This is a genomic window from Streptomyces scabichelini (assembly GCF_011045015.1).
GTDB lineage: Bacteria > Actinomycetota > Actinomycetes > Streptomycetales > Streptomycetaceae > Streptomyces > Streptomyces scabichelini.
Genome location: NZ_JAAKZY010000084.1, coordinates 19,292 through 41,950, shown reverse-complemented (window position 1 = coordinate 41,950; position 22,659 = coordinate 19,292). Strand labels below are relative to the sequence as shown.

At 68.6% G+C, this 22,659-nt stretch carries 23 protein-coding genes and 1 pseudogene; 10 read left to right on the top strand and 14 right to left on the bottom strand.

From position 1 onward, the window contains the following. The 7 genes and pseudogenes from G5C60_RS52280 to G5C60_RS25270 form a co-directional block, all read right to left on the bottom strand. Positions 1-1,020, bottom strand: a pseudogene (locus G5C60_RS52280) (hypothetical protein); the annotation flags it as partial. Positions 1,021-1,050: 30 nt separating this feature from the next. Continuing rightward, a complete protein-coding gene (locus tag G5C60_RS25295) occupies positions 1,051-2,475 on the bottom strand; it encodes an ATP-binding protein (RefSeq protein WP_165263170.1) in 1,425 nt (474 codons plus the stop codon). A 6-nt stretch (positions 2,476-2,481) separates the two neighbouring features. After that, the gene (locus G5C60_RS25290) at positions 2,482-4,023 is read right to left on the bottom strand and encodes an SCO6880 family protein (RefSeq protein ID WP_420907407.1); all 1,542 of its coding nucleotides are present in this window, start codon (positions 4,021-4,023) and stop codon (positions 2,482-2,484) included. 23 nt (positions 4,024-4,046) lie between these two features. After that, positions 4,047-5,381, bottom strand: a complete 1,335-nt coding sequence (locus G5C60_RS25285; RefSeq protein ID WP_165263166.1) for a hypothetical protein — start codon at positions 5,379-5,381, stop codon at positions 4,047-4,049. Further along, a complete protein-coding gene (locus G5C60_RS25280; RefSeq protein ID WP_165263164.1) occupies positions 5,371-6,210 on the bottom strand; it encodes a DUF8175 domain-containg protein in 840 nt (279 codons plus the stop codon). Before G5C60_RS25280 ends, G5C60_RS25285 begins: the two co-directional genes overlap by 11 nt. Positions 6,211-6,400: 190 nt before the next feature. Then, positions 6,401-6,709 carry a hypothetical protein gene (locus G5C60_RS25275; RefSeq protein WP_165263176.1) on the bottom strand — a complete coding sequence of 103 codons (309 nt, stop codon included), beginning with the start codon at positions 6,707-6,709 and terminating at the stop codon, positions 6,401-6,403. A gap of 446 nt (positions 6,710-7,155) precedes the next feature. Further along, the gene (locus G5C60_RS25270; protein WP_165263174.1) at positions 7,156-7,947 is read right to left on the bottom strand and encodes an SGNH/GDSL hydrolase family protein; all 792 of its coding nucleotides are present in this window, start codon (positions 7,945-7,947) and stop codon (positions 7,156-7,158) included. 125 nt (positions 7,948-8,072) lie between these two features. Here G5C60_RS25270 and G5C60_RS25265 point away from each other — a divergent pair, with 125 nt between their 5' ends. Then, complete coding sequence (locus G5C60_RS25265) at positions 8,073-8,462, top strand: ArsR/SmtB family transcription factor (RefSeq protein WP_165263162.1); 390 nt, start codon at positions 8,073-8,075, stop codon at positions 8,460-8,462. Beyond that, complete coding sequence (locus G5C60_RS25260) at positions 8,459-9,109, top strand: SRPBCC family protein (protein ID WP_165263160.1); 651 nt, start codon at positions 8,459-8,461, stop codon at positions 9,107-9,109. The genes G5C60_RS25265 and G5C60_RS25260 overlap by 4 nt, the downstream gene beginning before the upstream one ends. Before the next feature lie 75 nt (positions 9,110-9,184). On the opposite strand, the gene G5C60_RS25255 is transcribed toward G5C60_RS25260, so the two are convergent. Continuing rightward, a complete protein-coding gene (locus tag G5C60_RS25255) occupies positions 9,185-9,460 on the bottom strand; it encodes a DUF397 domain-containing protein (protein ID WP_165263158.1) in 276 nt (91 codons plus the stop codon). 225 nt (positions 9,461-9,685) lie between these two features. Between G5C60_RS25255 and G5C60_RS25250 the strand changes: the two genes are divergently transcribed. Together G5C60_RS25250 and G5C60_RS25245 are read left to right on the top strand one after the other, a co-directional pair. After that, positions 9,686-10,687 (top strand): NlpC/P60 family protein, encoded by a 1,002-nt coding sequence (locus tag G5C60_RS25250; protein ID WP_165263156.1) that lies wholly within the window; start codon positions 9,686-9,688, stop codon positions 10,685-10,687. Between the two features lie 214 nt (positions 10,688-10,901). Beyond that, entirely contained in the window at positions 10,902-11,627 is a 726-nt protein-coding gene (locus G5C60_RS25245; protein ID WP_165263153.1) for a phosphatase PAP2 family protein, read from the top strand. 111 nt (positions 11,628-11,738) lie between these two features. Here the strand turns inward: G5C60_RS25245 and G5C60_RS25240 are convergent, their stop codons facing one another. Further along, entirely contained in the window at positions 11,739-13,292 is a 1,554-nt protein-coding gene (locus G5C60_RS25240) for an FAD-binding oxidoreductase (protein WP_165263151.1), read from the bottom strand. Between the two features lie 461 nt (positions 13,293-13,753). Between G5C60_RS25240 and pstS the strand changes: the two genes are divergently transcribed. From pstS to pstB, 4 genes are all read left to right on the top strand, one after another. Further along, positions 13,754-14,881, top strand: coding sequence for a phosphate ABC transporter substrate-binding protein PstS (pstS, locus tag G5C60_RS25235; RefSeq protein WP_165263149.1), 1,128 nt, complete (start codon positions 13,754-13,756; stop codon positions 14,879-14,881). 105 nt (positions 14,882-14,986) lie between these two features. Then, a complete protein-coding gene (gene pstC, locus G5C60_RS25230; protein ID WP_165263147.1) occupies positions 14,987-15,991 on the top strand; it encodes a phosphate ABC transporter permease subunit PstC in 1,005 nt (334 codons plus the stop codon). Next, positions 15,988-17,043, top strand: a complete 1,056-nt coding sequence (pstA, locus tag G5C60_RS25225) for a phosphate ABC transporter permease PstA (protein WP_165263145.1) — start codon at positions 15,988-15,990, stop codon at positions 17,041-17,043. The genes pstC and pstA overlap by 4 nt, the downstream gene beginning before the upstream one ends. A gap of 50 nt (positions 17,044-17,093) precedes the next feature. After that, a complete protein-coding gene (gene pstB, locus G5C60_RS25220; RefSeq protein WP_165263143.1) occupies positions 17,094-17,870 on the top strand; it encodes a phosphate ABC transporter ATP-binding protein PstB in 777 nt (258 codons plus the stop codon). Between the two features lie 178 nt (positions 17,871-18,048). Here the strand turns inward: pstB and G5C60_RS25215 are convergent, their stop codons facing one another. Next, positions 18,049-19,047 carry an inorganic phosphate transporter gene (locus G5C60_RS25215; protein ID WP_165263141.1) on the bottom strand — a complete coding sequence of 333 codons (999 nt, stop codon included), beginning with the start codon at positions 19,045-19,047 and terminating at the stop codon, positions 18,049-18,051. Positions 19,048-19,054: 7 nt separating this feature from the next. Then, complete coding sequence (locus G5C60_RS25210) at positions 19,055-19,675, bottom strand: DUF47 family protein (RefSeq protein WP_165263139.1); 621 nt, start codon at positions 19,673-19,675, stop codon at positions 19,055-19,057. A 248-nt stretch (positions 19,676-19,923) separates the two neighbouring features. Between G5C60_RS25210 and G5C60_RS25205 the strand changes: the two genes are divergently transcribed. Then, the gene (locus G5C60_RS25205; RefSeq protein ID WP_165263137.1) at positions 19,924-20,280 is read left to right on the top strand and encodes a metal-sensitive transcriptional regulator; all 357 of its coding nucleotides are present in this window, start codon (positions 19,924-19,926) and stop codon (positions 20,278-20,280) included. 350 nt (positions 20,281-20,630) lie between these two features. Here the strand turns inward: G5C60_RS25205 and G5C60_RS25200 are convergent, their stop codons facing one another. Together G5C60_RS25200 and G5C60_RS25195 are read right to left on the bottom strand one after the other, a co-directional pair. Beyond that, entirely contained in the window at positions 20,631-20,816 is a 186-nt protein-coding gene (locus tag G5C60_RS25200; RefSeq protein WP_165263135.1) for a hypothetical protein, read from the bottom strand. A gap of 121 nt (positions 20,817-20,937) precedes the next feature. Next, positions 20,938-21,777 carry an SCO4651 family lipoprotein gene (locus G5C60_RS25195; RefSeq protein ID WP_165263133.1) on the bottom strand — a complete coding sequence of 280 codons (840 nt, stop codon included), beginning with the start codon at positions 21,775-21,777 and terminating at the stop codon, positions 20,938-20,940. Between the two features lie 92 nt (positions 21,778-21,869). Here G5C60_RS25195 and G5C60_RS54245 point away from each other — a divergent pair, with 92 nt between their 5' ends. Next, positions 21,870-22,070 carry a hypothetical protein gene (locus tag G5C60_RS54245; RefSeq protein WP_241267050.1) on the top strand — a complete coding sequence of 67 codons (201 nt, stop codon included), beginning with the start codon at positions 21,870-21,872 and terminating at the stop codon, positions 22,068-22,070. Between the two features lie 152 nt (positions 22,071-22,222). On the opposite strand, the gene G5C60_RS25190 is transcribed toward G5C60_RS54245, so the two are convergent. Next, complete coding sequence (locus tag G5C60_RS25190) at positions 22,223-22,657, bottom strand: NUDIX domain-containing protein (RefSeq protein WP_165263131.1); 435 nt, start codon at positions 22,655-22,657, stop codon at positions 22,223-22,225. Positions 22,658-22,659: the final 2 nt, after the last annotated feature.

Here is a 22,659-nt window from a genome sequence, read left to right as displayed (position 1 = left end):
AGGGGGCGGGGTGTGGGGAGCCGTGTGTGGACCGGCTGCGTATGGAGAAGCCGCCGACGGATTGGCCGGGTGCGAGGTGGCCATACGGTGGAGGTTGGGGTCGGAGTCAGTCGCGGGCGGCAGGCCGGAGCCGGAGGCGGTGCCAGAGCCGGAGTTGGCCGTGGGCCGGAGGCCTGAGTCGGCCGTGCCTCCATGCGGGAGACCTGGGCTGGAGCCGACGCCAGGCGCAACCTCCGAGCCGGTCGCGTGCGGAAGCCCCGTGCCAGTCCCGGCCGGGTTTCCCGAGCCGGTCGTGCCTCCCGGTGGGAATCCTGGGCCGGAGCCGACGCCAGGCGCAACCTCCGAGCCGGTCGCGTGCGGAAGCCCCGTACCGGTCCCGGCCGGGTTTCCCGAGCCGGCCGCGCCTCCCGGTGGGAAGCTCGGACCGACCCCGGCGGTCGGACCCCCTGAGCCGTTCGCACCTCCAAGCCCGCCCCGTGAGTCGGCCGCGCCCCCGGGCGGGAAGCCCGAGCCGATTCCGGCGCCGGAGCCGGAGCCGATGTCCGTGCCCGTGTCAGCCTCTGGCGTCAGGCCCGAGTTCGTCCCAGGTCGGCCTCGCGAAGCAGCCGCACCCCCCGGCAGAACCTCCGTCCCGAATGCCGTTGCCTTTCGGTGGGTCCTTCCCGCTCGCCATCTGGCGACCGTGCCCATGACGAATACCGTCAGTACCAGCAACACCATCAGCTGGCCGATGAACAGGCCCCAGAACAGGCCGTACCCCGAGAGCTGGCTCTCCGGGGTTTCCGGCCAGGCGCCCGCGACGTCGTGCGGGTGCTGGATCAGGTGGCGCATTGCAAGGGGCGTACGGCCGAAGGTGACCTTGGTGGGCCAGGAGCCGTGGTCGAAGAGGCCTGCGAGGCCTGTCGCCGACCACACCAGCAGGGTCATGCCCAGCAGAAAGGCGAGGACCCCGATCAACAGGCCGTCGGGGATGCCCCCTTCGTCCCGTCCGCGGTCCCGGCGCCGCTCTTCCGGTCTCATCTCGCCCCCACCGCTTTCACCCCACCGCTCTCACGCCACCGTGGACTCGGACGAGTCGTCGAGATCGCTCAGGTGTTGCTCCATGAACGCCGCCGCGCGCTCCTCCGCCTCCAGCTCCGCGGCCCGCAGCGCGTCGTCCGACAGGTCGGGTGTGGACGACTCGGTCATGGCGCGGTCGGTGAAGACGAGGGGGCGTTCCGTCTCGGTGACCAGGTGTTTGACGACCTGGACGTTGCCGTTGACGTCCCACACCGCGATACCGGGGGACAGCGACGGAATGATCTCCACCGCCCATCTGGGCAGGCCGAGCACACGTCCCGTCGCTCTCGCCTCGTCCGCCTTCTGGGCGTAGATCGTTCGGGTCGAGGCCATCTTCAGGATTGCCGCGGCCTCCTTCGCCGCCGCCCCGTCGACCACGTCCGACAAGTGGTGGACGACCGCCACGAACGACAGGCCCAGTCGTCGGCCGAACTTCAGCAGGCGCTGGAAGAGCTGGGCCACGAAGGGGCTGTTGATGATGTGCCAGGCCTCCTCGACGAGGAAGATGCGCTTCTTCCGGTCGGGGCGGATCCACGTGTGCTCCAGCCACACGCCGACGATGGCCATCAGGATCGGCATGGCGATGGAGTTGCGGTCGATGTGGGACAGGTCGAAGACGATCAGCGGGGCGTCGAGATCGATGCCGACCGTCGTCGGGCCGTCGAACATGCCCCTGAGGTCACCGTCCACCAGGCGGTCCAGGACCAGCGCCACGTCCAGGCCCCAGGCCCGTACGTCGTCTATGGCGACGTTCATCGCCTCCGCCGACTCCGGCTCGGGGTGGCGCAGTTGCTCCACGATGTCGGTCAGGACGGGCTGGCGGTCGACGATCGTCTCGGTCACGTACGCGTGCGCGACCTTCAGCGCGAAGCCCGAGCGCTCGTCGAGGCCGTGGCCCATCGCGACCTCGATGATCGTCCGGAGAAGGGCCAGCTGACCCGTCGTCGTGATCGCCGGGTCGAGCGGGTTCAGGCGGATCCCCATGTCCAGGGCCGCCGTCGGGTCGAGCCGGACGGGAGTTATGCCCAGCTCCTGGGCGATGAGGTTCCATTCGCCGACCCCGTCCTCGCCCTGCGCGTCGAGCACGACGACCTGCCGGTCGCGGAAGCGCAGTTGCCGGAGCACGTACGTCTTCTCCAAGGCCGACTTGCCGTTTCCCGACTCGCCGAGTACCAGCCAGTGCGGGGCCGGCAACTGCTGCCCGTACAACTGGAAGGGGTCGTAGATGTAGCCCTTCCCGGAGTACACCTCGCGGCCGATGATGACGCCGGAGTCGCCGAGGCCGGGTGCGGCGGTCGGGAGATAGACCGCCTGGGCCTGTCCCGTCGACGTGCGCACGGGCAGCCGGGTCGTCTCGACCTTCCCGAACAGGAACGACGTGAAGGCTTCCGTGAGGATGGACAGCGGATCCCGCATAGAGTCCTACCTCCGGATGCCGGTCGCGAACGGGAGTGTGTTGACGAAGGCGCGGTGGTGCTCGCGGTCGCACCACTCGAGTTTCAGATACGACTTGCCGGCCGAGGCGCGGATCGTCCGCTTGTCGCGGGCGAGTGCCTCGGGGGAGCGGGACGAGACGGTGATGTAGCCGACGAGGTTGACGCCGGCCGCGCCGCTCGCGAGATCCTCGCCGCGCTGGTCGAGGCGGGTGTGTGAGGCGATGTCGCGCGGGTCGACGGTCCGGTTCATCTTGGCCTGGCGGCTGGCCTCCGCCTCGTCGTTCGTCTTCTCGGTCAGCATCCGCTCGATGGCGATCTCGGTGGGTTCGAGGTCCATCGTGACGGCCACGGTTCGGATGACGTCGGGGGTGTGGACGAGGAGCGGGGCGAGGAAGTTGACGCCGACCGGGGTCATCGGCCATTCCTTCACCCAGGCCGTGGCGTGGCACCAGGGCGCTCGGGTGGAGGACTCGCGGGTCTTCGCCTGGAGGTACGTCGGCTCCATGGCGTCCAGCTCCGCCGGCCAGGCGTTCCGTTTCGTCATCGCCTGGATGTGGTCGATGGGGTGGTCCGGGTCGTACATGGAATGGACGAGGGAGGCCAGGCGGCCCTGTCCGAGTGGCTGGCGTACGCGGATGTCGGCTTCCTGGAGCCGTGAGCAGATGTCCGTCAGCTCACGCGCCATGACGACGGCGAGTCCCGCGTCCTTGTCCAGCTTCTTGCCGCCCTGGGGCCGGGCGGCGCGGGCCATCGCGTGTCCCTCGGCGGCAAGCTCGCGCGAGTAGTGCATGCAGGCCACCAGGTACGCGCGGTGCTGTTCGCTGCTGGTGGACACCATGGACTGGAGCTGGTCGTACGACTTCTGCAGCCAGCCGGGGGCGCGCTCGTCGCCTCGTACGACGACGTCCTTGGCGTGGGCGTCCGGGTCGGCGGGGAGGGTACGGGCGAGCATCTGGAGGCGGGTGACGAAGCCGTCGCCGTTCGCCACGTGCTTGAGGAGCGTGCCGAAGCGGTCGACGAGGGCTTCCTGGTCCTCGGAGTCGCGCAGGCCGACGCCCGGGCCCTCGATCTCGATCGCGGCCGTGACCGTGCGCCGGTCGGCGTGCAGGAGGACGGCGATCTCGTCGGGTCCGAAGGGCGCGGCCAGCCAGTTGATGCGTCCGATGCCGGGCGGCGGTCCGACCTCGATCTCCCGCCCGTCGATGTGTGTCCCGGCCTCCATGGCGTTGCTGCGGTACGTGGTCCCCTGACGGAGCGTGCGCTTGTAACTGCGGTTGATCTCGTACCACTTGTAGAAGGTGCGCCGCTTGTACGGGACGTAGACCGCGGCGAGCGCCAGCATGGGGAAGCCCACCAGCAGGACGATGCGCAGGGACAGCACGGGGACGAGCAGGCCGCACATCATGCCGAGGAACGCGCCCACGATGATCAGCGCGATCTCGCCGGATTCGCGGTTCTTGCCGACGATCGCGTTCGGCCGGGCGCGGCCGATCAGATATGTACGGCGGGGCGTGACCGGATGGGACACGTGGGCCGCATGGGAGTCGGTCGTCAACGCCCTTCACCTCCCGGGCGGTTGGTACTGCTGCTGTTGCGGGTGTTGCCGGCGTGGGGGGTGTTGACCGGGCTGTTGCGCGGTGGGGGTGCGGCCGGGACGGATCCGCCTCCGCCACCTCCGTTGGAGGACGGGCGCGTGCTGTGGGCGGCCACGCCGCCGGAGGCGGGGTTGGCGGGCCGGGAGCCGCCGCCGCTGTTGCCGCCGCCGTTGCTGTCGGCCCGGGTGCTGTGCGTCTTGATGCCCTGGGCGACGAGGCTGGCGGGGGAGCTGATGACGGCCGCGGCCTTGCCCTCGGCGCCCTGCATGATGCGGTTGTTGCGGGAGTTTGCGATCTCGTCGCCGAAGCCCGGTACGAAGCGGTAGATCATCGCGCTCGCGAAGATGGCCAGCAGGATGATGGAGAGGCCGGAGACGACGGCGGAGAAGGCGTCCGGACCGTCCTCGGCGGACAGCGCGCCCGCAAGGCCGAGCACTATCACGATCACCGGTTTGACCAGGATCACCGCGATCATGATGCCCGCCCAGCGGCGGACGTGGCCCCACAGGTTCTTGTCGACGAGGCCCGCGTACACGACTGTTCCGAGCAGCGCGCCGACGTAGAGGAGGGCGGCGCGGATGACCAGTTCCAGCCACAGGACGCCCGCGGCGAGGATGGACACGAGGGAGACGACGATCAGCATGATCGGTCCGCCGCCGATGTCCTCGCCCTTCTCCAGGGCGCCGGAGAAGTTGCCGAAGAAGGTATCCGTCTGGTTGCCGGTCGCCTGGGCCAGGACTTCTGAGACGCCGTCGGTCGCCGAGACGACGGTGTAGAGGATCAGGGGTGTGAACGCTGACGCGAGGACCGTGAGCCAGAGGAAGCCGATCGCCTCGGAGATGGCCGTGGTGAGGGGGACGCCTCGTACGGCCCGCTTGGCGACCGCCAGCAGCCAGAGGAGGAGGGTGAGGATCGTCGACGCCGCGAAGACCACGGCGTACTGCTGGAGGAACTTGGCGTTCGTGAAGTCGACGTTCGCCGTCTCTTTGACTGCTTCGCTGAGCTTGTCGACGGTCCAGGAGGCGGCGTCGGCGCAGCCCTTGGCCAGGGAGGAGAGGGGGTCGAGGGTGTCGGTGACGGAGGGGGCGGTGCCGCCGGGGCTGTCCCCTTCGCCGGAGTCGCTCTCGCAGATTCTCTTGGCCTGGCCCGAGAGGAGGCCGCAGTTGTCGTCGGACGGCGTCGGCGTGGGCGTGGGGGCCGCGGCGGCCCGCGTGGCCAGCAGGACGACGGCGGTCTGTACGGCTGTGAGGGCTGCCGTGACCTTGAGCACACGATGTGGGCTACCGGGCATACGTGAACCCTCCGTACTCCTCGACGGCCTTCGAGATCTCTTCGGACGTCGAGACCGTGTTGTCGCCGTTGACCGGCGCGGGACCTTCCTTCTGCGTGAAGGTGTCGACCTTCCAGTCACCGTCGGCCCAGCGCATCTGGAGGGTCATGGTGAACCAGTCGCTGGTGACCGGGCTGGTCGAGTTGTCGGCCGCCATCCCGAACACGCCGGCGCACCAGACCTGGACGGTGGCCGCGCTGTCCGAATAGCTCGTGACCTTGGTGCCGACCGGCATCGTGCGGGAGACGTAGGTGCTTCCCTTCGGCGCGTTTCCGTCCTTGTCCAGGCCGACCTTGTCGAGGAAGGCTTTGTCGTACGTCTTGTCGAGCTTGTCCTCCAGCTCGGACACCTTGTCGGCGACGAAGACCTGGCGGACGATTTCGCTCCGCCGGGCGGGCTTGAGGATGTCGGACGAGACCAGCGCCACGGAGTAGTTCGCCGCCGCCGACTCCACCCCCTGCCGGTCATGCGCGAATCCCGAGGGAATCCCCCCGGCCTCCGACTGCACCGGCCGCGCGCCGGAGGCAGCCGTAGGCGCCGCCTCGGTTCTCTCGCTGCCCCCGCCCTCCGATTCGGAATCACCGCCACCACGGTTCGCGAAGGCGATGGCCGCGATCAGGAGCACCACCACCCCCACCACCGTGACGAGGCTGCGGGAGGAGGAGCGGCCGGTGCGGCGCGCGCCGCCGTAGACGTCGCCGGTGCCGTCGGGGAGCCGCGTACGGGTCTGGCCGGAGCCCCCGTATCCGCCGTCGTCGCCGCGCGAACCGTGCTCGTCACCGAGACTCATGTCGCGTACGTCCCCTCAACCTCGTGCTGAACCGCGTAGTACGACGGTAGCCGCGCTGGTTCCCGCGCGGGCGCGGTGTGGTGACTCGACATCAGGGAAACGCAACCTCAGCCGGTGGGCACGACGGACGGGTGAGTAGAGGGAACCGGGCGCACCCGGCCGGGTCTGAGGGGGGCGCCGGACCGGCGGGCTACACGGCCATGCCGTACACGATGGTGAAGAGCGTGCCGAGTGAGCCGATGATGAAGACTCCGGTGAGGCCCGCGACGATGAGACCTTTGCCTTGTTCGGCACTGAAGGTGTCGCGCAGGGCGGTCGCGCCGATACGCTGCTTCGCCGCGCCCCAGATCGCGATGCCGAGGCAGAGCAGGATGGCGACCGCCATCACGACCTCGATCATCACCCTTGCCTCGGTGCCCAGGCTGCCGAAGGGGCCCCAGTCCGGGGCAATCCCGCCGATAATGGTGTTGATGTCGCCCTTTTCGGCTGCAAGGAACATGTAAGTCACCGCCCCTAGTGGGTAGTTCCGCATCCCCTGCCACTCTGCGCAGAGGTCAGGCCTCATTGTCGCCGACAAAGACGCTGTCGTATGTCGACTTGGCGCCATTGGTTGGCGGGTTTTGTACGCACGGCTTGCCGCCGGCCCTCGGGAACCCCTGTGGGCGGTGGGACGGTATGCAAGTAGACGTACGGTCACTCTGTGTATCACGGCAGGTCACGCCGGGCAATGAAGGTGTACCGGAACCTGTCGTGTGGTTCCGTCGTTGACCCCTTCTACGCGACGGCCGACTACTCCGCCCGTTCCATGGGCCCGCCCGCGTCCCATGTGCGCCGGTGCGTCGGGCCGATGCGCTCCGGGTCGTTCCGTCTGCTGGTAAGTAGACGCCACCCGTTCCGCCTTCGCGAAGGCTATCTCGGGGTGGAGGCGGGGGAGCTGTCGGGGTGTCAGGGGCGGGACTCCGTCCCGGCCTTCCACGGGGCCAGCTCGGGGCGTTTGGCCGTACGCCCGTCTCCCGAGGAACGGCCCCGGAGCCGCCGCCAGACCCAGGGGCCCAGGAATCCCGCGGCCCAGACCACATCGGTGCTCAAGGTGCGCAGGTAGGGGACAGGGGCGAGCGGAGGCAGCGGGGCGGACCAGTCCTCGTGGCCCGGCAGGCCGAGGGTGTGGGCCATGCCCGAGGCGATCCGGGCGTGGCCGAGCGGTCCGGCGTGGATGCGGTCCTGGCTCCACAGCCGCGGGTCGGTCGTGACGGGATGCGCGAACACGTCCATGACGGCGACGCCATGACGTTCCGCGGCGGCGCGCAGGCGGGCGTTGAGATCGATGACACGCGGCAGCGCGCGGCGTGCGAGCGGTGAGATCTTCCCCAGGTTGGGGAACGTCGAGGTGGCCACCCGGGCACCCGACTCGGTGAGCCGCGCGAACATCTCCTCGATGTCCCCCATGACCTGCTCGGTGTCCAAGCCGGGGCGCATCAGGTCGTTCATGCCCGCCATGACGGTCACGAGGTCCGGCTTCAGCGCGAGGGCCGGTTCGAGCTGCTCGGCCCTGATCTGCGCGGTCACCTTCCCGCGTACGGCGAGATTGGCGTACGTGAGGTCCGGTTGCCCTTCCGCCAGGATCTCCGCGAGCCGGTCCGCCCAGCCCCGGTAGCCGTGCACCTCGTCGCCGTCGCCGATGCCCTCGGTCTGGCTGTCGCCGATGGCCACGTATCGCTTGTACGGGTGCATGGTCATGGTCATGCGCCGAGCCTGGGGCCGGGCCGGCGGGGACGTCAATGTTTCCCGTTCGCTCGGGAGCGAGATCCCAGCTCTCCAAGTCAGCTGGCGCTTATATAAGTGAGCGATGATACATTGCTCGTATGCACGCGTTCGATGTGCTCGGAGACCCCGTGCGCCGCCGGATTCTCGAGCTCCTCGCCGACGGGGAGATGAGTTCCGGGGAGGTCAGCGAGGTCATCCGGGCGGAGTTCGGGATATCGCAGCCCGGCGTCTCGCAACACCTCAAGGTGCTGCGGGAGAACGGGTTCGCCACCGTACGGCCGGAGGGCACCCGCCGCCTCTACGCGGTGAACTCGGACCCGCTCCGCGACATCGACGCGTGGCTGGACCGTTTCCGGCGGTTCTGGACCCCGCCTCTCGAGGCCCTGACCACCGAACTCGCCCGGGGCAAGCGCGAGCGCCGCCTTCGCGAAGCCGACCGGGACGGGGACGTGGGAGACCAAGTACCTCCTCCAAGGAGCAAGCCATGATCGACGTCACCCAGCAGATCAATGCCGTACGGCGCCAGGTCGGCAAGCGCACGTTCAAGGCCGGCGAGGCGCGCGTCGTGACCATCAGTCAGACGTACGACTCCGACATCGAGGACGTCTGGGACGCGTGTACCAACGCCGAGCGCATCCCGCGCTGGCTCATGCCCGTCTCCGGCGACCTGACCCTGGGCGGCCAGTACCAGCTGCACGGCAACGCGCACGGCACGATCGAGCGCTGCGACCCGCCCAAGGGCTTCGCCGCCACGTGGGAGTGGGAACAGAGCGTCAGCTGGATCGAGCTGCGGCTCACGCCGGAGGCGGACGGGAAGACGCGCTTCGAGGTCGACCACATCGCGCATGTCGACGACGACACGAAGTGGCCGGAGTACGGGCCCGGTGCGGTCGGCGTCGGCTGGGACCTGATGGTCATGGGCCTGTATCTGCATCTGTCCTCCGGTCGGGCCGTGGATCACGAGGCGGCGGAGGCCTGGATCATGTCCGACGAGGGCAAGCGCTTCGTCTCCCTCAGCAGCGAAGCCTGGTACGGGGCGAACGTCGCCTCCGGCGAGGACCCGGTGACGGCTCGCGCGGCGGCGGACGCCACGACCGCGGCGTACACGGGGGCGGAGGCGCCGCCGGAGTCCTGACACCGGTCACGGTTGCACGCTGTCCACCGGATTCAGGTCCGCGGATCCGACCTGAGTGTCCTCCGGATTCTCGACCTACGATGCGCTGTCTTCCGCGCCGTCCGTGCCCTCCGTGCCCTCCACGCCTTCCACAAAGTGGTCGAACTCGCCTGCCTGTACACCGAGTACGAAGGCGTCCCACTTGCGGCGGTTGGTCGTGACGACGTTGTCCGGGTCGTTCGTTTCGCGGATGTAGACGGGGGCTTCTCCGTCGTCTCCCTCGCCGAAGGCGATCTCGATCCAGGGGCCGGGGCCCGTCGCGTCTTCGGGGGCGGCCCGGACCCAGTCCAGGTTCGGGGGGATGTCGGCCACGGTTGGTTTCCTTGCGCTCGAGGGTGTGGAGGTGGTCCCGAGTATCGCTTCTGTGGGGTCGCTGTTTTCGGTGAGACGGACCATTCCTACACCTCGCCGCGCGCCGGGAGGACTGCCGCGTCGTAGTGCCGGCCGGTGGTCTGTTGATCATTCCGTCGGCCCCCGCCCCCCTCTACACTGACGCTCGGCGGACTAGGACTACCGTGCGGCGAGGGGCGGTTGACGGTGCGTAAGGCGTGGGTCGTGGGGATCGGCCTCGCGGGCGCGGGGCTCAGCTTCGTCCTGCTGCTTGTCGTCGGGGTCTACATGACCGCCGGAAACCTTGCCAACGGGGTGGGGAAGGGCGCCGTCGGGCTGGCCAAGGGGGCCGTGCCGGCGGCGTATCAGACGCTGGTGCAGAAGTGGGGCAATCTGTGCGGCGCCATCAATCCGGCGCTGCTGGCCGCGCAGTTGTACCAGGAGAGCGGGTTCAATCCCAAGGCGCAGAGTCCGGCCGCCGCTCAGGGCATAGCTCAGTTCATCCCGGGGACCTGGGCCACGCACGGAGTCGATGGCGACGGGGACGGCGACCGCGACGTATGGGATCCGAATGACGCGATTCCGTCGGCCGCTTCGTACGACTGCAAGCTCGCCTCGTACGTGAAGGACGCGCCCGGCGACCCGACGAAGAACATGCTCGCCGCGTACAACGCGGGGGCGTATGCCGTCATCAAGTACGGGGGCGTGCCGCCGTACCAGGAGACGCAGAACTACGTGAAGACGATCACCACGCTGCAGGACAGCTTCGCCGCGCCGGTCGGCCGGGTGCAGCCCTCTCAGCAGGCGGCCGCGGCGATCGAGTACGCGCAGACGAAGCTCGGGACGCCGTATCTGTGGGGTGGGAACGGTACCGCTGACCAGGGTGGACGATTCGACTGCTCGGGGCTGACGAAGGCGGCGTACGAGAGGGTGGGGATCGAGTTGCCGCGGGTCGCGAACGACCAGTACAACGCCGGGCCGCACCCCAAACGGGACGAGTTGCTGCCGGGCGATCTGGTGTTCTTCTCCGACGACCTCACCAACTCGCGGGCCATCCGGCATGTGGGGATCTATGTGGGCGGCGGGTACATGATCGACGCGCCGCGGCCGGGTGCCGTGATCCGGTTCGATCCGATCGATACGCCCGACTACTTCGGGGCGACACGGGTCACCGAAGATGGCGCGAAAGCATTGCCCACTCCGGTGTGAACTGGCCAGATCCTTTCGTTACTGCCTGTTACAGTCGCCGCCTGAGCTGCGGGAACGAGTCTCTCTTCGATAACGTCTGCGTGATCATTCGGTGGAGTGTGGAACGTAGAGAAGGGGACCGTGCGTTCCTTTGACGTAGCCGACCACGGGGGTTGATGGCGGGGCGCATCGGTGAGGTGTGCCCGGAAGATGACGACGAAGGGGCCGCTGCACCATGGCTGGACTCGCCGAATCCGGGGCGAACCCCGACGTCGACCTGCTCTACGACATCAACGGGCTCGCCAAGGACGCCCCCCGCTGGTTCGACCAGATCATGGAATTCGTGGGTGAGTGGGGGATCCTGCTCGCCATGGTGCTGCTGGTGCTGTGGTGCTGGTGGACCGTGCGGCGGCGGGGTGGCGAGGACGCCGCTCCCTCCCTGGCCGCGCTGGTGTGGGCGCCGCTCGCGGCGGGCGTCGCCGTGCTGGTGAACGTGCCGATACGGGGCTTTGTGGAGCGACCCCGGCCCTTCCGTGATCACCAGGGGATCGAGCTCCTCATCGGCGGCAAGAACGACTACTCGTTCGTGAGCGATCACGCGACGCTCACCATGGCGATCGGTGTCGGGCTGTTCGTCGCTCACCGGAAGTTCGGGCTCGCGGGGATCGGGCTTGCGCTCCTTGAGGGGTTCTGCCGGGTGTACATGGGCGTGCACTATCCGACGGACGTCATCGGCGGGTTCGCCCTGGGGACGGCCGTCGTACTGCTGCTCTCGCCGCTCGCCATGGCGCTGTTGACGCCGGTGACGCGGGCTGTCGAGCGGTCGGCTCGTGTGGGGTGGGTGGTCCGGGCTCGAAGTGCTTCTCCTGACGGGAGAGAACAGGTGATTCCCGAGACTCGGGCCGAGGCCGACGCCGACGCCGAGGCCGCCGATGCGGAGCAGCGGGACCTCGCGGCGTAAGCGCTCCGCTGGGAGTGCGGTTCGGAATCTGCGGGTCGGTTGTGGCTGGTCGCGCAGTTCCCCGCGCCCCTAAGGGGCCTGCGGCCTCCTCAGGGGCGCGGTACAGCACCGTCACAGCGCCTGTGGGTACGTGAACGATCCGTCCGGGTCGTACCGTCTCTTCAGCTTCGTCAGGCGGTTCGCTGCCGGGCCGTAGTACGCCGTGCGCCAGTCCTTGAGTGTCGGGTCCGTGTAGTTCTGGTATGCCGCGCCCGAAGCGTGGCGTTTCATTGCCGTATGGGCTTCGCTGAGCCATGACTGGGACGTCGTGCCGGAGGTTCCCGCGCGCCAGGACGCGATGTACTGGGCCAGCATGCGGGAGCGGCGGTGGACGAAGGCCGTCGATGTGGGGGCCACGCGGTTGATCTCGCCGCCGAGGGCCGTGAGCATGAAGCTGCCCGCGCCGCCCCGTACCGACTCCATCTGGCGCAGCAGCGTCTGGATGCCCGCGGCCGAGATCGAGCGGTCGAAGAAGTCCGAGCGGCCCGCGTACGTCTCGCGGCCCAGCGCGCCCTCGGGGGAGCGGCCGGGAGTCGTGCCGGGCAGATGGCACTGGGCGTCGGAGGAGAAGGCGGAGCAGCCCGCGTACACCTCCATCGACTCCTCGTACGAGCGGCGCTTGAGTGAGACGCTGCGGGCCGGGGCGCCGATCGTGTCCGCCAGCCGGTCCACCGCGTTCTGGAGCTCGCCGTAGGTGCCGAGGGAGAAGGCGGCGATCGAGATGGTGGGGGTGCCGCCGGTCGCGTTCGCGAGGTGCGCCGATGACCAGATTGCGTCGGGCTGGTCCGGGCCCCATTCCTGCCAGGCCGCGAAGACGGCGGCGGCCTTGGACCAGGGCCAGGACAGGTTCGCCGTTACGGCCTGGGGCGCCGGGTGGGTCCGGAAGCGGAGCTCGGTGACCACGCCGAAGTTGCCGTTGCCCGCGCCGCGCAGGGCCCAGAAGAGGTCCTTGTTCTCGCCGGAGTCGGCGGTGAGCTGCTTGCCGTCGGCGGTGACCAGGGTGGCCTGTGTGAGGCTGTCGCAGGTCAGGCCGTACGCACGCGAGACCACGCCGTGGCCGCCGCCCAGCGTGAGGCCCGAGACGCCGACCGTCGGGCACGATCCCGCGGGGATCGTGACGCCCTTCGCGGCGAGCGCGCGGTAGACGTCGATCAGCTTGGCGCCCGCGCCGACGACCGCCTCGCTGCCCGAGGCGCGGACCTTGGCGATTTTCGATACGTCGACGATGAGGCGCCCGTTGCCCGAGGACCAGCCGGCGTAGGAGTGGCCGCCGTTGCGGATGGCGATCTTGACGTCGCGGGCTCGGGCGTAGGTGAGGGTCGTACGGATGTCGGCGGCGTGCGCGACGTATACGACGGCCGAGGGCTTCAGCGAGTCGAAGCGGGTGTTGTAGAGCTGGCGGGCCGCCGCCCAGTCGCCGTCGCCCGAACGGACGAGGCTGCCGTCCAGGTCCTTGGCGAGGGCCGACAGGTCGGCCGCGGCCGACCCGCTCGTCGTCGTGATTGGCGTACTTGACGTGCGCGCCCCCTCGGTGGACCGCGGCTCGGACCCGTCGCCGCTGCACGCGGCGGTGACCGCGGTGGCCAGGGCCGCGGTGCCTCCGCCTACGAACGTACGCCGTCGCATGTGCGCCTCCCGTTGGTTCACGTGGAACGAGACGGGTCTGTCCTGTAGAGGGTTCCATCCGCGCTGCGGAGGGTTCCAGCCGCCGGCGCAGAGGGTTCCCTTGACCCGGCCGGGGTTACCCGGACGTTGCCGCGAGGCGCGGAGGTGTCGGAACCCTCACGTGTTCTCCCCGTGAGCATTCCGTGACCTCACCGCACTGACGGCAGGGGTTCACCTTCCGTTCACTCACGGCCATCGGCGGCTTCACCTGTTCTGCCTAATTTCAGCCTTACGCGGTGCGTGGTGCGAACGGAAGAACGCTCACGTATCCCTGGATATCGGTGGTACGTGCGTTATGTCGCTGTACATGGTGGCAATGACGATACGTATCGGCAGTACGACGGCAGTCTCCTGCGGACGAGGAGCTGCACCATGACTTCGCACGCCGCCCGTGAGGCGGCTCCTGGAAGGAACTCCCGAAAGTGAAGCTTCAGCGCAAGAACCGGCTTCGCGCCCTTTCCCTCGGTGCTGTCGCCGTCTCCAGCGCCCTGGCCCTGACGGCGTGCGGCTCGGACGATACCGGCGGCGACACCGGAAGCGGCGACAGCACCGCCGCGGAGAGCAACATCAAGTGTGATGACGCCAAGGGGCAGCTGCTCGCCGATGGTTCGTCCGCGCAGAAGAACGCGATGGACGCCTGGATCAAGCAGTTCTCGCCCGCCTGCGGCGTGGAGATCAACTACAAGGCCGGCGGCTCGGGTGCCGGCGTCACGGCGTTCACCCAGGGTCAGGTCGCCTTCGCGGGTTCCGACTCCGCGCTGAAGCCCGAGGAAGTGACCGCCTCCAAGAAGCAGTGCGAGGGCGGCCAGGGCATCAACCTCCCGATGGTCGGTGGCCCGATCGCCGTCGGTTACAAGCTCTCCGGGGTCGACAACCTGGTCCTGGACGCGGACACGCTGGCCAAGATCTTCGACAGCCAGATCACCACGTGGAACGACCCGGCGATCGCGAAGCTGAACCCCGACGCCAAGCTGCCGGCCACCAAGATCCAGGCCTTCCACCGCTCGGACGAGTCCGGCACCACGGACAACTTCACCAAGTACCTCAAGGCAGCGGCCCCCGACGTCTGGGGCAAGTACGAGGGCGGTAAGGCCTGGGAGGCCAAGGGCGGCCAGTCCGCTCCGCAGTCGTCCGGTGTCTCCGCGCAGGTGAAGCAGACCGAGGGCGCCATCGGCTACATGGAGCTGTCGTACGCCAAGGAGGGCATGAACACGGTTGACCTCGACACGGGCGCGGCCGCGCCGGTCGAGGCCACCATCGACAACGCCACCAAGGCCATCGCCGAAGCCAAGGTCGTCGGCACGGGCAACGACTACGCGCTCAAGCTGAACTACGAGACCAAGGCCGATGGTGCCTACCCGATGGTCCTGGTCACGTACGAGATCGTCTGCGACAAGGGCAACAAGGCCGACACCCTGCCCGCCACCAAGGCGTTCCTGCGCTACATGGCGAGCGAGGACGGCCAGAAGATCCTCGCCGAGAACGACTACGCGCCGATCCCCCCGGAGATCATCGCCAAGGTCCGTACGACCGTCGAGGGTCTGAGCTGACCTGAGTGCGGCCCGGCCCCGTTGTGACGGGCCGGGCCGCACTTTCCGGTGCACCGCCGCCAGGAGCCGCTCAGCATGGGGTGGCTCCGCAGACCGGAGAACCCGATGGGTATATCTACACAAGACACAGCGCCTCCCCCCACCCCCAAGCCTTCCGCGGCCGAACAGAAGCGAGCGGCCCGCGGCGCCACCCGCCCCGGAGACCGGATCTTCCTCGGTCTCACCCGCGGTTCGGGCATCTTCCTGCTGGTGATCATGGCCGCCATCGCGGGCTTCCTCACCTATCGCGCCGCACTCGCGATCAGCAAGGACGAGGGCAACTTCCTCACCACCTTCGACTGGAACACCTCCGCCGACCCGCCGGTCTTCGGCATCGCCGTCCTGGCCTTCGGCACGGTGGTCTCCTCGGTCATCGCCATGGTCATCGCGGTGCCGATCGCGGTCGCTATCGCGCTCTTCCTCACGCACTACGCCCCGCGCCGCCTCAGCGGCCCCATCGCGTACGTGATCGACCTGCTCGCCGCGGTGCCGTCCATCGTGTACGGCCTGTGGGGCGCCCTCGTCCTCGTACCGCACCTGGTCGGCCTCTACAGCTGGCTGGACGAATACCTCGGCTGGACCGGCATCTTCGAGTGGCAGGGCGGCGCCCCCCGCACGATGCTCACCGTCGGCATCCTGCTCGCGATCATGATCCTGCCGATCGTCACGAACGTGAGCCGTGAGGTCTTCCGCCAGGCCCCGCAGATGATCGAGGAGGCGGCTCTCGCCCTCGGTGCCACCCGCTGGGAGGTCATCCGCATGGCTGTCCTGCCCTTCGGCCGCTCCGGCGTGATCTCCGCCTCGATGCTCGGCCTCGGTCGTGCGCTCGGCGAGACGATGGCCGTCGCCACCGTGCTGTCGTCGGACTTCCTGATCCACACCAGCCTGCTCGACCCGGGCGGCGGCACCTTCGCCCAGAATATCGCCAGCAAGTTCAGCGAGGCGACGCAGTTCGGCCGTGACGCGCTCATCGCCTCCGGTCTGGTCCTGTTCGTCATCACCCTGCTGGTCAACGGTGCGGCCCGCGCGATCATCGCCCGCCGCAAGGAGTACTCGGGGGCCAACGCATGAGCCACGCAGTCGTCACCGACAAGCGCCCCAGCACCCTGCGCGGCGCCAGCCTCCCCAAGTGGTTCGCATGGGCGACCGCAGCGGGCTCCCTCGCCCTCGCCGTCGGCATCGGCCTGGCGGCCGGCCTGCACAGCAAGGTCCAGTGGGGCCTGATCGCCTCGATCCTCTTCGTCCTCGGTACGTACGTCGTCTCCACGAAGGTCGAGGGCAAGCGGCAGGCCAAGGACCGCGTCGCGACCTCCCTGGTCTGGGTGGCCTTCCTGCTCGCCGTCATCCCGCTGGTCTCCCTGGTCTGGACGACCATCTCGCGCGGTGTGAAGGTCCTCGACGTCTACTTCCTCACCCACTCGATGGGTGTGGTCACGGACACCGAGGTGGGCGGCGGTATCAACCACGCCATCATCGGCACCGCGCAGCAGGTCGGCCTCGCCACCCTGATCGGTGCGCCGATCGGTGTGCTCACCGCGATCTACCTGGTCGAGTACGGGCGCGGCAAGCTCGCCAAGTCCGTCACCTTCTTCGTCGACGTCATGACGGGTATCCCGTCGATCGTCGCGGGTCTGTTCATCCTCAGCATCATGCTGATGTTCGAGATGCAGCCCTTCGGCTTCGCCGGATCGCTCGCGCTGGCCATCCTGATGATGCCGGTCGTGGTCCGCTCCACCGAAGAGATGCTCAAGCTCGTGCCGAACGAGCTGCGCGAGGCCTCCCTCGCGCTGGGCGTCCCCAAGTGGCGCACCATCATCAAGGTGGTCGTGCCGACCTCCATCGGCGGCATCACGACCGGCATCATGCTGGCGGTAGCCCGTATCGCCGGTGAGACCGCGCCCATCCTGCTGCTGGTGTTCGGCGCCAAGTTCATCAACACGAACCCGTTCGAGGGCGCGCAGCAGGCGCTGCCGCTCTACATCTACCAGCAGTACGGCGCGGGCGAGGCCGCGGCGTACGACCGTGCCTGGGCGGCCTCGCTCGTGCTGATCGCCATCGTGATGATCCTCAACCTCGCGGCTCGCGGCATCGCCCGCTGGAAGGCCCCGAAGGCTGGTCGCTGACGCGGCCATACAGCGACCGGACTGGAACTCCCGAAAGAAGCAGTGATCCCATGGCCAAGCGAATCGACGTAAGCGGTCTGACCGCCTACTACAGCGCCCACAAGGCGATCGAAGACATCTCCATGACCGTCGAGCCCCGCTCCGTGACGGCCTTCATCGGCCCGTCCGGCTGCGGCAAGTCGACGTTCCTGCGCACCCTGAACCGTATGCACGAGGTCACCCCTGGTGGCCGCGTCGAGGGCAAGGTGCTGCTCGACGACGAGGACCTGTACGGGTCCGGGGTCGACCCCGTTGCCGTACGCAGCACGATCGGCATGGTCTTCCAGCGGCCCAACCCCTTCCCCACGATGTCGATCTTCGACAACGTGGCGGCCGGTCTGAGGCTCAACGGCTCCTACAAGAAGGCCGAGCTGGCGGAGGTCGTCGAGAAGTCCCTCAAGGGCGCGAACCTCTGGAACGAGGTCAAGGACCGCCTGAACAAGCCCGGTTCGGGCCTGTCGGGTGGTCAGCAGCAGCGCCTCTGCATCGCGCGGGCGATCGCGGTCGAGCCGCAGGTGCTGCTGATGGACGAGCCCTGCTCCGCCCTCGACCCGATCTCGACGCTCGCGATCGAGGACCTGATCGGTGAGCTGAAGGAGCGCTTCACGATCGTCATCGTGACGCACAACATGCAGCAGGCGGCCCGTGTCTCCGACCGCACCGCCTTCTTCAACCTCTCGGCGGTCGGCCAGCCCGGCAAGCTCATCGAGATCGACGACACGGAGCGGATCTTCTCCAACCCGTCGGTCCAGGCGACGGAGGACTACATCTCGGGTCGCTTCGGCTGATCCGACCGGCTTCGGCCGGCCAAGACCCCTCGCGGTGCTGCATGGCGGTGCCACCGCGAGGCCGATAGGGCCCGCCCCCGGCTCCCGGGGGTGGGCCCGTCGTTGTTCTCGCTCCCGGCGGCGGGGCGAGGAACCCTTACAGAAAGGCCCTCACAGAAACGCCCCTACAGAAACGCCCCTACAGAAACGCCAGGTTCACAACCCAGAAGCTGACCGCCGCCACCGCCGCCGCCGCCGGCATCGTGATGAACCAGCCGAGGATGATGTTCTTGGCGACACCCCAGCGCACGGCGTTCACCCGCTTCGTCGCGCCCACGCCCATGATCGCCGACGTGATGATGTGGGTCGTGGAGATGGGCGCCTTGAAGAGGAAGGCCGTGACGAACATGATCGACGCCCCGGTCGTCTCCGCGGCGAAGCCCTGAGGCGGATCGAGTTCGATGATCTTGCGGCCGAGGGTGCGCATGATGCGCCAGCCGCCCGCGTACGTGCCCAGCGACAGCATGACCGCGCAGGCGATCTTCACCCAGACCGGGATCGGGTCGCCGTAGTCCTCGACATCGGCGATGACCAGCGCCATCACCACGATGCCCATCGTCTTCTGGGCGTCCTGGAGGCCGTGCCCGAGGGCCATCCCGGCCGCCGACACCGTCTGCGCTATACGGAAACCGCGCTTCGCCTTGTGGGGGTTCGAGCGGCGGAAGATCCACATGATCGCGGTCATCACCAGGTAGCCGACGCCCAGACCGACCAGCGGCGAGATGAACATCGGGATGACGATCTTCTCGAGCACACCGGACCAGTACACGGTCGTACCGCCGGCGAGAGCCGCCCCGACCATGCCGCCGAAGAGGGCGTGAGAAGAGGAGGAGGGAAGGCCGTAGTACCAGGTGATGAGGTTCCACGTGATCGCGCCGATCAGCGCCGCGAAGAGAATCCCCATCCCCTTCGAGCCCTCCGGCGTGGAGATCAGGCCCTCGCTGACGGTCTTGGCGACCCCGCTGCCCAGGAAGGCACCTGCCAGGTTCATGACCGCTGCCATCGCGAGCGCGGCCTTCGGCGTCAGGGCGCGCGTCGACACGGACGTCGCGATCGCGTTCGCCGAGTCGTGGAAGCCGTTCGTGTACGTGAAGAAGAGCGCGACCCCGATGGTCACGACCAGAGCGAAGGTGTCCATGGAGAGGTCAGGACTCCTTGACGGAGATGGTCTCCACCGTGTTCGCCACGTGCTCGAACGCGTCCGCCGCCTCCTCCAGCACATCCACGATCTGCTTGAGCTTCAGCACCTCGATCGCCTCGTACTTGCCGTTGAAGAGGTGCGCGAGCAGCTTGCGGTGGATCTGGTCGGCCTGGTTCTCGAGGCGGTTGACCTCGATCCAGTACTCGGTGAGATTGTCCATGGTGCGAAGGTTCGGCATGGCTTCCGCCGTCAGCTCGGCCGCCCGCGCCAGGACCTCGATCTGCTGCTCGACGCCCTTCGGCAGTTCCTCCACGTTGTAGAGGACGACCAGGTCGACGGCTTCCTCCATGAAGTCCATGATGTCGTCGAGGGAGGACGCGAGCTTGTAGATGTCCTCACGGTCGAACGGCGTGATGAACGAGGAGTTCAGCTGGTGGAAGATCGCGTGTGTGGCGTCGTCACCCGCGTGTTCCGCGGCCCGCATACGCTCTGCGATCTCGGTCCGGCCGGGGGCGTCGGCCCCGAGCAGTTCCATCAGGAGCTTGGAGCCCGTGACGATGTTGTCCGCGGATGCGGCGAACATGTCGTAGAAGCTCGTCTCCCTGGGGGTCAGACGAAATCGCACGTGGGGTCCTCGGATTGCTTTGGTTTCGGTCAGGCTGATGCTAGGCGCATCATCAGGCCATGGCTAAGGGGCCGTCGTCCAGTGTCGCCCATCAGGCAAAGTGCTCAGCACGGGGTCCATCGGGTGAACGGCCGGGGGGATCGGCCAAGGGCCCTATACCCAGCAAAATTCGTTACCATATACCCAGCAGGGGTATATGTAACCGGCGAACCAGGCAGGTTCGCCGGTCCGACGAGCAGGAGGACGCGATGACGACCACCGAGGCCGGCGCCGGTGCGCCCTCCGCGGGCGTGCCGGACGTGGTGACCGATCACGACCGCGGGATCCACGGGTACCACAAGGAAAAGGACGAACACCTCAAGCGTCTGCGCCGGATCGAGGGCCAGATCCGGGGGCTGCAGCGGATGGTCGACGAGGACGTCTACTGCATCGACATACTCACGCAGGTCTCCGCCTCCACGAAGGCGCTCCAGTCCTTCGCCCTCCAGCTTCTCGAGGAGCACCTCCGCCACTGCGTCGCGGACGCGGCCCTCAAGGGCGGCACGGAGATCGATGCCAAGGTGGAAGAGGCTACGAAGGCGATCGGGCGGTTGCTGCGCACGTGACCCTCCGGGGGTGGAGCCGTAATCGGCCGGTGCCGTCGTTGTCTGCCGGCCGGTGGGGGCTTGTCGCGCAGTTCCCCGCGCCCCTGACAGGGGCGCGGGCGCGCGCGTCTATGGGGGCGGCTCGTCCCCGGGGGTGGAACCGCAAAGGGCGGTGCGTTGTTGTCTGCCGGTCGGTGGGGGCTTGTCGCGCCCGCGCGGCGGAGCCGCAAATTGATGCAGCCCCGCGCCCCTGAAGGGGCGCGGAAAGGTCGGTGTGTTGTCTGCGGGGCGGTGGGGCTTGTCGCGCCCACGCGGCGGAGCCGCAAATTGATGCAGTCCCGCGCCCCTAAAAGGGGCGCGGGCGTGCGCGTCTAGCGGGGCTGCTCGTCCCCGTGGGGGCGTTCTTCCCATACGCCCAGAACCTCGTCGATCCGGTCCGGGCTCAGCCGGTCCCCGTCGATGGCCGAGGCTGCGATGATCAAATCGCCGCACAGCTCGATCTCGGCGAGGGCCACGTGGTCCTGAACCGCCGTACCGCCTGCCGGAGCCACGTGCATCACCTCTTCCTGCCGTCACCGACTTCCTAGAGTAGGGAGCGGCCTACGCACGGCGCATGGCACCAACGGACCATTTCCGGCCCCGTAGATTCCGGCTGACCGGGCCCGGGCCACGGTTTCCCTACTCGGCGATCTTCCCCGCGAAGATGTCCTCGGCGTCCGGCAGCCGTACGTCGACGGGGGCCCCGAAGTCGTACAGCAGCATCGTCGAGGCGACCGCGACCGTACCCCCCTGCTGCCCGTTCACAAAGCTGAACCGGTGCCGGAGCTTCCTGATGCGCCCCTGTTCGTCGAGGTAGGCGTCGAACGGGACGTCGGCCGTGGCGAACCCTTTCGCCGCCGCCCGGAGGGGGCCGCGGTTGCCCTCGGAGGCCCGCTCGGCCGCCTTGCCGAGGTCGGCGGTGCCGCGATAGTGCCGTACGGGAGTGCCGGCGACCGTCGTCTTCCCGATGTACGTCGCCTTACGCGTGCCCCGCAGCAGTTCGGCGGCGGCGAGCGGATCGGTGGCGCCGCCGGTGACGAGGTTCCCGTCGGAGAGCGTGGCCGTGTCGACGCGAACCCACTTGTCGGGGGGCACTCCGGCTCCGCGGTTCTTCATGTAGAGGGCGCCCGGCGCAAGGAGTTCGGTGATCGGGCGGTGCCCGGGGGTGCCGGCCGGGTCCTGCGGGAGGCGCACCTTCAGGCGGCCGACCTGCCGCCGGTAGTCGTAGACGCCCTCGCCGCGGATGGTCACGCGGGTGCCGCCGGTGGCCATCTCCATCGACGTATGCGCTTTGGAACTGCCCGCGCGCACCAGGCTCGTGGAGGCCTGCCGCAGTACCCCGACCGGGGCGGTGGCGGCGCGCGCGTCCTCGGCGGCGGCTCCGCTGCCCGAGCATCCGGTGGCGCAGACCATCAGCCCCGCCGCCGCGGAGGCCAGGACGGCCGCTCCGCCCTTCCGCCTGTGCTGCCGCTCCACCATCGCCTGCCTACCCCCAAGCCGGGCCGTTCTTGAGCGCCTCCTGTCGTTCCGCTTAACGACGGGTCAGGGGGGTCGTCACGCCACGGCGAGCCATGGGTAAGCGTTTACTCAGAGTCGGTACCGTGGTTGGCGTGGCGCAGCAGGACGAGGGCGACCCTCCGGAACACCGCACGACAACCGTCGATCAAGGCCGTTTCTGCACGGCCCGCTGCAGCTGTGGCTGGCGGGGTCCGGCGCGGCGCGCGCGAAGTCTGGCGAGGCGGGACGCGGAGGGGCATACGGCCGCCCATTGAGCTCCGGGCCCAGTGTCGCGCCCCTATAGGGGCGCGGGGCTGTATCAATTTGCGGCTCCGCCGCGATGGGGGTCCCCCCGCTCGAGCGAAGCCGAGAGTGGGGGAGCGACCAGCCACGACGGACCCGCAGTTTTCGCACGGCCGCCCGCAGTTCAATGGCGTTCCGAGCGGAGCGCCACGGCCAGCAGCTCGTCCACCAGCGCCTGGTCACGGGGCTGGGTGAGGCGGTCGCGGGCCGCGGCCGGAGGGAGCCAGCGGACGCGGTCCACCTCGCGGTTGGGGGTGAAGTGGCCCTCGGTCGCCTCGGCCGCCCAGTAACTGACCTGCTTGGGGCGGCCGTTGGCCAGGTAGCGCACCGTGGACAGCCGGGGACCGGGTACGCAGCCGAAGCCGGTCTCCTCCTCGACCTCCCGCATCGCGCCCGCGAGCGGGTCCTCGCCGCGCTTCAACTTGCCCTTCGGATGCGACCAGTCGTCGTACTTCGGCCTGTGGACCAGGCAGATCTCCAGTTCGCCGGCGACGGGCGAGCGGCGCCACAGGACGCAGCCCGCCGCGAGCACGAGGTTGCCGTTCGTCGTGTCGTGCACAG